This window comes from Paenibacillus ehimensis NBRC 15659, assembly GCF_004000785.1.
GTDB lineage: Bacteria > Bacillota > Bacilli > Paenibacillales > NBRC-103111 > Paenibacillus_G > Paenibacillus_G ehimensis.
Genome location: NZ_BILX01000128.1, coordinates 1 through 9,244, shown reverse-complemented (window position 1 = coordinate 9,244; position 9,244 = coordinate 1). Strand labels below are relative to the sequence as shown.

Sequence of the window (9,244 nt, the reverse complement as noted above, 5' to 3'; positions counted from 1 at the left end):
GATCACCGAGGAGCTGGAGCAGGAGGGGCTTGTCCGGGAGGTCGTCCGCGCCGTTCAAGATTACCGCAAAAAGCTGGAGCTGCCGATCGAAAAGCGCGTCGCGCTCGTGCTCGACGTTGATCCGCAGATGAGGGAAGCGCTGGAGCGGTTCGATCATGTGCTGCGGGACAACGTGCTGCTGTCGGGCGTCCGGTATGCGAAGGAAACAGGGATGGAATCCGTTTCGTTAGGGGAGCGGACGGCCGGTCTGCGTATTGAATAATTCCGCCGGTTGAGCGGAGGGAGCATATACGGCACAAAGCTTCAAGATGCGAATCGTCTTGAAGTTTTGTGCCTTTTTTCTTGTATATGACATAGGTTGGCAGGATTGGTTGTTTAAAATGATAAAGAATTCAATGAACGAGGAGGAATAGTGGATGAAGCCTTTGCATGGAAAAGTGGCTTTAGTTGCCGGCGCTACGCGTGGCGCGGGCCGAGGCATTGCGATCGAATTGGGAGCGGCCGGAGCCACAGTCTATGTTATCGGCCGTACGACCCGGACGCAGCGCTCCGAGTATAACCGGCCCGAGACGATCGAAGAGACGGCCGAGCTTGTCAATGCCGCGGGCGGCAAAGGGATCGCGGTTCAAGTGGATCATCTCGATCCGGACCAGGTACGGGAGCTTATCTCGCGCATGGAACAAGAACAGGGGCGACTGGACATTCTTGTCAACGACATCTGGGGCTCTGAATACTTGACGCAATGGAATGTGCCCGTGTGGGAGCATTCCCTCGAAGGCGGCCTTCGCATGCTGCGGCTGGCGGTGGATACGCATATCATTACGAGCCATTTTGCGCTGCCCTTATTAATTCGCAGCGGAAACGGACTCGCCGTTGAGATTACCGACGGCACGGAGGAATACAACAGTCAAAATTACCGGCTGTCGCTGTTTTACGATTTGGCCAAAGCTTCCGCCATTCGCATGGCCCGGGCCTTGGCCCATGAGCTTGCGCCGCATCGCTGCACGGCTGTATCGGTGACCCCCGGCTGGATGCGCTCCGAAATCATGCTGGAGCATTACGGGGTGAAGGAAGAAAACTGGCGTGACGCCGCTGCGAAGGAGCCTCATTTCATCATCTCGGAAACGCCGCGTTATGTAGGCCGGGCCGTCGCCGCGCTCGCTGCCGATCCGCAGGTTTCCCGGTGGAACGGCGGGTCTTTGTCGAGCGGCCAGCTTGCGCAAGTGTACGGGTTCTATGATCTGGACGGCTCCCGGCCGGATTGCTGGCGGTATATTGTCGAGGTGCAGGATGCTGGAAAGCCGGCGGATGCCACCGGGTACCGTTAACCGGGAGGGAAAGGTCAGCCGAAGGAAGCAGCGGCAGTCGCGGACGAGGCTGCCGCTTTCGTTTGCGGGCGAATCGTTGCGGCGTAGTGTTTTTTTTGCGGGTTTGCGGGGATGTATTTATAATTGGATGTACTTCCGCAAAGTGAGGAGATCGGAGATGGACGGAATCAACATCAGGAACGTTAGCGTAACGGATTATCACGATATTTATTTGTTGAATCTAGACTTTAACCCCAGCTTTTATGCTTTTTCGGAGGAGCAAGTAAAAGAACGGATCGATTTCATCACGCACCATACAAAAGATATCATTCTCGTTAGCGAACATAACAACGAGGTCATGGGCTATATTCATGGAAGCCCGTACTATTTGCTCTTTTCCGGTTCGCTGCTCAATATTTTGGGGTTTGTCGTCAAGGCGAAGTATCGAAACCAAGGGGTTGGCGGCATGCTGATCCAGGGTCTTGAAGATTGGGCGGAGACCCACGGGTTTTCCGGAATTAAACTGCTGTCCCATCCGAGCCGAATTCACGCCCACCGATTCTACGAACGGAGAGGTTATGTTTTTACAAAGGACCAAAAAAATTTTATTAAAAAGTTCAAGTAATGCTTCTCTTGAACGGCATCATACGGAAAAAAAGGATATTTGAGGATGCTCCGCGAATACATAACTTCACTGTCCTACGCCAATCCATGCCGACAAGGAGTGAAGTTTAGACGATGATCGACCGCCGCCATGATGTAAGGCCCGAAGTGAGCGCTTACCTGAAGCGAATCGGATACGACGGTCCGCTGGACGGAAGCGCGGCCGTGCTCGCCGAATTGCAGGAGCGCCATCTTCATTCGGTGCCTTATGAAAACCTGGATATCGTGCGCCGTATTCCGCTGTCACTGGAAGTCGACGATCTGATCGACAAAATTGTCGTTCGCCGCCGCGGCGGATACTGCTTCGAGCTTAACGCGCTCTTCGGCTGGCTGCTGCGGGAGCTGGGGTACCCTGTCACGGATTTCGTGGCCCGCTTCTGGCGCGACGAGCCGACCCCGCCCCCCAAGCGCCGCCATCAGGTCCTGAAGGTCGAGGCAGGAGGGGCGACATATCTTTGTGATGTGGGAGTAGGAGGGATTGTGCCCCGCCGGCCCATCCAGCTCATCGAAGGGCTGGAGCATCAGCAGGGAGACGAATGCTACCGCATGGAGCGCGACCCCTACTACGGCTGGGTGCTCAGCGAGTTGAAGAACGGGCAATGGTGCTGGCTGTATTCCTTTACCGAAGAGCCGCAGCTGCCTAAGGACTTCGTCATGGCGAGCTATTGGTGCGAGAACGCTCCCGATTCGGTCTTCATCAGCGATGCCAGGGCTGCCATTCGTACCCGGGACGGGCGCAAGACGTTAGCCGGCAAGGAGTTCCGGATTTTCACCGCCGAGGGCGTCCAAACCTTTACTCCGCAGACCAAAGAAGAGTATGATGAAGCGCTGCGCACTCATTTTGGCATTGTACTGGATAAACAGGAGGGAGACGCATGAGCCTTCGACAAAAAATCCGAAAATGGTTTAAATACTTCGTAATTATGACGAAAATGTAGTTAATGTCGCATATAATAAATAACATTAATAATTAAGGATAGAAACAAAGAACTGCCGTACCGTCTAAGAAACGGGGCCGGCAGTTCTTTGCTTTAAGTCGGCTCGACACACGCTCAATATTTTGTTGCTTAGCTCCGGATCGTTGACAGAGCGGGACAGCAGGATGGAGCCGACCATGGTGGCGGTCAGCGCGATGCTTTTGTCCTCGTCTTGGCCGACAAGTCCCGAGACAAAAGAGAGGAAGCGGGAGACTTCATCGGTGAACACTTCGCGGATGTCCTCGGAAGAGCGGGCAATTTCGCCCGCCAGGGCGGGCATGATGCACCCTTGCTCCGCCGAGTCGCGGTGGGTTGCACTCAAGTAAGACTCGATCACGGCGGTTAGCTTTTGCCCGTCTGCCGTCTGTTCCGCAACGGAACCAAGCCGGGCGACGGTATCTTCCATCGCGCTTTTGCAGGCTTCGGCGACGAGCTGCTCCTTGCTTTCGAAATGGGCGTAGAAGCCGCCGTGCGTCAGTCCGGCTCCGCTCATAATTTGCGGTACGCTGACCGCTTTGATCCCGCTCGCCCGGAACGCCTGTGAAGCGCTTTGCAAAATTTTATGCCGGATGTTCATTTTATGTTTTTTAGTATAAGGCATCTTGCTTTTTCACCACGCCTAACGATAATTGATATTTTTTCATGCTGTCACGAAGGGAAGCATTTGCGGAACGCGGTAAGCAGCTTGAGCGGGCCTTTCGTCCGGATTTTGCGGAGCAGCATGGCCGGAAGCGGATGCTCCGTTTTTCCCAGGACGCGAATCCAGGTCCCGCTGTCCGCGGTCAGCTCAAAATCCGCTTGGCCGGTATGTCCCGCCGTTACGGTGATCGTCTGCTGCCGGATCACGACCGTTGCTTTCGCTTCTTCTAAACCCGTAAAGGTAAAATGATACGTCGCGTTCAAATCCTTGGCCTGATGGCGCTGGAAGAAGAGCGGGAGCATCCTCAAGAAAGATCTGATGGACTTCGTGCGCAGCCCGTTGCTTACCCGTTTTACCCGCTTGTGCGGAAAGCGGCGGATCACATGCTGCTCGGCATCGGAGCCGGGAACGACATAGATCGTTTCCTTTTTGTTCTGCAGCGGCTTGACGATGTCCTCCAGAAATTGCTTGCGGTTGTTCCAGAACGCGCCGATAACGTCCTCCCCTGCGGGGCAGACGGCCATGCAGTAGGCTGCCTTGTAATTGGCGCCGAACGATAGGCTCTGCCACATGGAGGCCGTCTCTGCGTCTTCGACTTTGGCGCGGTACGCTTTGGCGTTTTTGCTGTCCGCAATCGTTTCGATCCAGTTGGTGAACCCGCCCGAAAATTCCCGGTAGTTGTGCGTGTAGCAGGCCGAAAAATTAAAGTGTCCGTCCAGTTCGATGGCGCCAACGGGACAAGCGGCAACGCAGAGCTTGCATTCCAGGCACGGATTGTAGTCGATGGGCCGCGACTCCTCCGAAATGCGGGCGTCGGTCACGATGGTTCCGAGCAAAATAAAGTTGCCGAATTTCGGGTGAATGACATTGCGGTGGATGCCCATTTGTCCAAGCCCGGCCGCCACGGCGATCGGCTTGTGCGAAATGACCCACTGCTTGCCGTCCCTTGCTACCTCCATGGGGAAGCCCATCGGGGGGTTCACCGCTTTGATGTCCAATTCTTCCAGGCGGGCTACAATCTCGTGCCCGACGTGCGCAATGCGGTCATGAACGTGATAAAATTCCGCGTTGGCGACGGAACGCGCCGCGGACCGGACCGGCTCACGGTTCATTCGGCACACGAAGCTGATCAGCAGGCCGGCATCCGGCAGCAGCTCGCGTATTTCGTGCCGCTGCCCGTCCAGCTCGGGCCGGTCGACCGCAACGAAGCCGACGTCGTCCGCTCCCGCTTCCAGGCAAAGACCGCGCAGCCAGGCGGCATCGAGGGCCGTTTCCCGGGCGTTGCCGGGAGGAGGCAGTTTGGCAAGATGCTGTCGGACGGAAGGGTGGTCTTCGAGCTTTTTCATGATCATTATAGCTCCTTTCGTTTCAAAAACGAAAATCGATCATCAAAATATGATGATCATAATATATATTATAATCATCATATTTAAAACGGTCAATAAATATCCACAATTGCGGAACCCGCTCAGGACGTAGGCGGGACCGGATGCGCCCCGAAAATCAACCGCAGCCCCCCCGTTCAAACCATGATCGTTAGTCTTGACAAACACAACATCTTGATATAGATTTGAATCTATCATCTACATATCGTGATTGGACAGGCGCCTTTCCGCTAGAGACGCGGACAGGCTTAATAGGGAAGTCCGGTGCAAAGCCGGCGCGGTCCCGCCACTGTAAGGAAGAGTGTCCCTCCGAGTTCGCCCACTGGCCTTGTCGCGTGAATGGCCGGGAAGGGGGAGGGAGCGATGACTCCGAGCCAGGAGACCTGCCTGTTCATTCGACACCCGCCCTACGGAGATAGGGACGTGTCCGGCATCGTGCTTAGACAGCATGTTTATTTACATGCTGTTTTTGAGACGCATTCGGTCCGTTCCGCGGGCCGGCGGCGTCTTTTTTTGCCGTGCCCGGGGCGTTGGCGGGAGAGAGGAAAAGGAGACGAAGACCCATGCTGATTGCGTACGATTCCAGAACGGGGAATGTGCGGAGATTTATCGGTAAGCTGAATATGCGATCGGTTCAAATCGAGGAGAACATGCAGATGGACGAGCCTTTCGTCCTTGTTACGTATACGACCGGCTTCGGTCAGGTTCCGGAGAAAACGGCCGCTTTTCTTGAGCGCAATCACAGACGGCTGATTGGGGTCGCCGCCAGCGGCAACCGCAATTGGGGCGACGGCTTCGCCAAGAGCGCCGACCGGATTTCATCCATGTACGGCGTGCCGGTTCTGGGCAAATTCGAGCTCGCAGGAACGAAGCGCGATGTAGAAACGTTTAGAAACGAGGTGGGCACCGTTGCGGCATATTGAATTGAACAACCAGCTGATGCGGCGGGAAGCGGACGGCTTTTTTCAACTGGAGAAGGACCGGGAGGCGGTCCAAGCGTTTATGGAAGAAGTGGAGCGCAGCAGCATCCGTTTCGCCGATACGGCCGAAAAGGTCCGTTATATGATCGAGAACGACTACTACGAGAACGTCTATGACCGTTATTCGCCGGAAGAGGTCGAGGATGTCTACCGGATTACGCACAGCTACGGCTTCCAGTTCCAGTCGTACATGGCGGCGTCGAAATTTTATACGGATTACGCGATGAAAAGCAACGACCGCTCGCTCTACCTGGAGCATTACCCCGACCGCGTGGCGATCGTGGCGCTGTATCTCGGACGCGGCGATGCGGATACCGCACGGGCCTTGGCGGCTTCGATGATGGAGCAGCGGCTGCAGCCGGCGACTCCGACGTTCCTCAATGCCGGAAAAAGCCGGCGCGGCGAGATGGTATCGTGCTTTTTGCTGGAGATGGACGATTCGCTCAATTCGATCAACTACGTGCTTGCCACGTGCATGCAGCTGTCCAAGATCGGCGGCGGCGTCGCGGTGAACCTGTCCAAGCTGCGCGGACGCGGAGAGCCGATCAAAGGCGTGGAAGGCGCCGCCAAAGGCATCATGCCGGTGCTGAAGCTGATGGAGGACGCGTTCTCGTACGCCGATCAGATGGGACAGCGCAAAGGCTCGGGCGCGGCCTATTACAACATCTTCGGCTGGGACGTGATGGAATTCCTCGACAGCAAGAAGATTAACGCGGACGAGAAAAGCCGGCTGAAGACGCTCTCGATCGGCCTGATCGTCCCGAACCGGTTCTACCGGCTGGCCGAGGACAATGAGCCGCTTCACGTATTTGCGCCATATTCCGTCTGGAAGGCCTACGGAACGCATCTCGACGACATGGATATGGACGAGATGTACGACCGGCTGCTGGCCGACGACCGGGTGCGCAAGAAAGCGGTCATGAGCGCGCGAGATATGCTCGTGAAGATCGCGACGGTGCAGCTCGAATCCGGGTACCCGTACATCATGAACAAAAGCAACGCCAACCGGGGTCATGCCCTTAAAAATATCGGCTCGATCAAAATGTCGAATCTGTGCACGGAGATTTTCCAGCTTCAGGAAACGTCGGAAATCGCCGATTATGGGCAGCCCGACATCATCCGGCGCGACATCAGCTGCAATCTGGCTTCGCTTAACATCGTCAACGTGATGGAGCAGGGCAAACTACGCGAATCGGTACGCGAAGGGATCATCGCGCTGACGGCGGTCAGCGATATGACCCATGTCGCCAATGCGCCGGGCGTGGCGAAAGCGAACCGCGAGCTGCATTCGGTCGGACTCGGCGCGATGAATTTGCACGGCTTTCTGGCGAAGAACAAGATCGCGTATGAAAGCGAAGAAGCGAAGGATTTCGTCCGCACCTTCTTCATGATGATGAATTTCTACTCGCTGGAAGCCAGCATGGAGACGGCGAAGAAGACGGGGGTTACGTTCGCAGGCTTCGAGCGGTCGGATTACGCCGACGGCAGTTATTTCACCCGTTACACGGATACGGATTACCGGCCGGTGACGGAGAAGGTCAAGGCGCTGTTCGGGGAAATGGCGATTCCTTCCCCCGAGGATTGGCGGGCGCTGCAGGAGGCCGTACGCATGCATGGGCTGTATCATGCTTACCGGCTGGCGATTGCCCCGACGCAAAGCATCTCGTATATCCAAAATGCGACCTCCAGCATCATGCCGATCGTGGAGCCGATCGAGACGCGGACGTACGCCAATTCGACGACGTATTACCCGATGCCGTATATGAATCGGGACAACTTTTTCTTTTACAAGTCCGCCTACCAGATGGACCAGTTCAAGGTGCTGGATCTGATCGCGGAGATTCAGGCGCACGTCGACCAAGGTATCTCGACGGTACTGCACGTCAACAGCGACGTGACCACGCGACAGCTGGCTAGGTATTACATTTACGCGGCCCGCAAAGGCTTGAAGTCGCTGTACTATACCCGGACGAACCGGTTGACGATGGAAGAATGCATAAGCTGCTCCGTGTAACGGCGACAGCATCCGAGCAAGGCAAGAGAGAGGAGCCGATGGTATGAGCGTGTTGAAGGCGGTCAACTGGAACCGTCCGGACGACGATTTTACGATAACCTTCTGGAACCAGAACATCATGCAGTTCTGGACCGACGACGAAATTCCGCTGTCCGACGACAAAATGAGCTGGCTGACGCTCAATGACGACGAACGCGATCTATATATGAAGGTGCTTGGCGGATTGACGCTGCTCGATACGGTTCAGGGCGGCGTCGGGATGCCGAAGCTGCTGGAGCACGTCGAAGGGCTGCAGCGCAAGGCGGTGCTCGGCTTCATGGGCATGATGGAGCAGATTCACGCCAAATCGTACAGCAGCATCTTTACGACGCTGGCGACAACCGAAGAGATCGACGGCGTGTTCCGCTGGGTGGAGAAAAATGTGTTTTTGCAGACGAAGGCGGAGACGATCTCCCAATATTACAACCATATCCGGACGCCGAAGGAGCTGTACTTGGCGATGTGTGCGTCCGTCTTGCTGGAAAGCTACTTGTTCTACAGCGGCTTTTTCTATCCGCTCTATTTGGCTGGTCAGGGGAAAATGACGAGCAGCGGCGAAATCATCGATCTCATTCTGCGCGACGAGAGCATCCACGGACTGTATGTCGGCGTGCTCGCGCAGGAGGTGTACGCCGGACTGAGCGAGGAGGACCAAGAGGACGCCACCGAGACGCTGCTCGGACTGCTGCGCTATTTGCACAGTAACGAAGAGCGGTACACGGAGCAGCTGTACGCCTCCGTCGGCTTGGTCGACGAGGTGAAGGCGTTTCTGCGCTATAACGCGAACAAGGCGCTGATGAATTTGGGCCAAGACCCGCTGTTCGAAGAGGAAGAGATCAACCCGATCGTCTTGAACGGCATCAGCACGCGGACCAAGCAGCACGATTTCTTTTCCAAAAAAGGCAACGGCTATGTGCGTACGATTCACGTCGAGCCGCTGACCGACGACGACTTCCGGTTTGAATAATGTTCCGCGGCTGCCCGGTGTGAAGGCAGTCTACTTAAGGAGAGAAGCACGGTTTGCCATCCGGTCATTCACTTGATGCGGATAGGATGGCGGACCGTGCTTTTGTTTGCGTGACGCAATTGACAATCGATAGTTTATACACTAAACTAAAGTTATGAAAAAACCACATACCGATTTACCAGACAGCATGCAGGGCGGCAGAGGGGACGCCAATCCTCTCGGCAGGTTAATTTTGGAGATACGGCGGCTTGAACGCAATCCCCGCCATTACG

Annotated in this window: 9 protein-coding genes and 1 riboswitch; of the genes, 7 read left to right on the top strand and 2 right to left on the bottom strand. The window is 55.7% G+C overall.

The genetic code is table 11. The features are described from left to right. The 4 genes from PEH01S_RS33190 to PEH01S_RS33175 all read left to right on the top strand — a co-directional run. On the top strand, nucleotides 1-262 hold a 262-nt coding region (locus PEH01S_RS33190), incomplete at its 5' end, for a DUF5915 domain-containing protein (protein ID WP_164828128.1). 154 nt (nucleotides 263-416) lie between these two features. Further along, entirely contained in the window at nucleotides 417-1,328 is a 912-nt protein-coding gene (locus PEH01S_RS33185) for an SDR family oxidoreductase (protein WP_127490337.1), read from the top strand. 157 nt (nucleotides 1,329-1,485) lie between these two features. Beyond that, complete coding sequence (locus PEH01S_RS33180) at nucleotides 1,486-1,932, top strand: GNAT family N-acetyltransferase (RefSeq protein ID WP_127490336.1); 447 nt, start codon at nucleotides 1,486-1,488, stop codon at nucleotides 1,930-1,932. Nucleotides 1,933-2,045: 113 nt separating this feature from the next. After that, on the top strand, nucleotides 2,046-2,849 hold the full coding sequence (locus PEH01S_RS33175; protein ID WP_127490335.1) for an arylamine N-acetyltransferase family protein: 804 nt from the start codon (nucleotides 2,046-2,048) through the stop codon (nucleotides 2,847-2,849). 123 nt (nucleotides 2,850-2,972) lie between these two features. On the opposite strand, the gene PEH01S_RS33170 is transcribed toward PEH01S_RS33175, so the two are convergent. Together PEH01S_RS33170 and PEH01S_RS33165 are read right to left on the bottom strand one after the other, a co-directional pair. Next, complete coding sequence (locus PEH01S_RS33170) at nucleotides 2,973-3,548, bottom strand: TetR/AcrR family transcriptional regulator (RefSeq protein WP_127490334.1); 576 nt, start codon at nucleotides 3,546-3,548, stop codon at nucleotides 2,973-2,975. 47 nt (nucleotides 3,549-3,595) lie between these two features. Next, nucleotides 3,596-4,933 carry an SCP2 sterol-binding domain-containing protein gene (locus PEH01S_RS33165; RefSeq protein WP_025850515.1) on the bottom strand — a complete coding sequence of 446 codons (1,338 nt, stop codon included), beginning with the start codon at nucleotides 4,931-4,933 and terminating at the stop codon, nucleotides 3,596-3,598. Between the two features lie 239 nt (nucleotides 4,934-5,172). Beyond that, nucleotides 5,173-5,377, top strand: a riboswitch (cobalamin riboswitch). A 158-nt stretch (nucleotides 5,378-5,535) separates the two neighbouring features. Here PEH01S_RS33165 and nrdI point away from each other — a divergent pair. From nrdI to nrdF, 3 genes are read left to right on the top strand one after another with little or no spacing between them, the layout of a single operon-like run. Continuing rightward, a complete protein-coding gene (gene nrdI, locus PEH01S_RS33160) occupies nucleotides 5,536-5,895 on the top strand; it encodes a class Ib ribonucleoside-diphosphate reductase assembly flavoprotein NrdI (RefSeq protein WP_025850514.1) in 360 nt (119 codons plus the stop codon). Next, complete coding sequence (gene nrdE, locus PEH01S_RS33155) at nucleotides 5,882-7,966, top strand: class 1b ribonucleoside-diphosphate reductase subunit alpha (RefSeq protein ID WP_127490333.1); 2,085 nt, start codon at nucleotides 5,882-5,884, stop codon at nucleotides 7,964-7,966. The genes nrdI and nrdE overlap by 14 nt, the downstream gene beginning before the upstream one ends. Nucleotides 7,967-8,009: 43 nt before the next feature. Continuing rightward, nucleotides 8,010-8,972 carry a class 1b ribonucleoside-diphosphate reductase subunit beta gene (gene nrdF, locus PEH01S_RS33150; RefSeq protein ID WP_025850512.1) on the top strand — a complete coding sequence of 321 codons (963 nt, stop codon included), beginning with the start codon at nucleotides 8,010-8,012 and terminating at the stop codon, nucleotides 8,970-8,972. Nucleotides 8,973-9,244 lie beyond the last annotated feature (272 nt).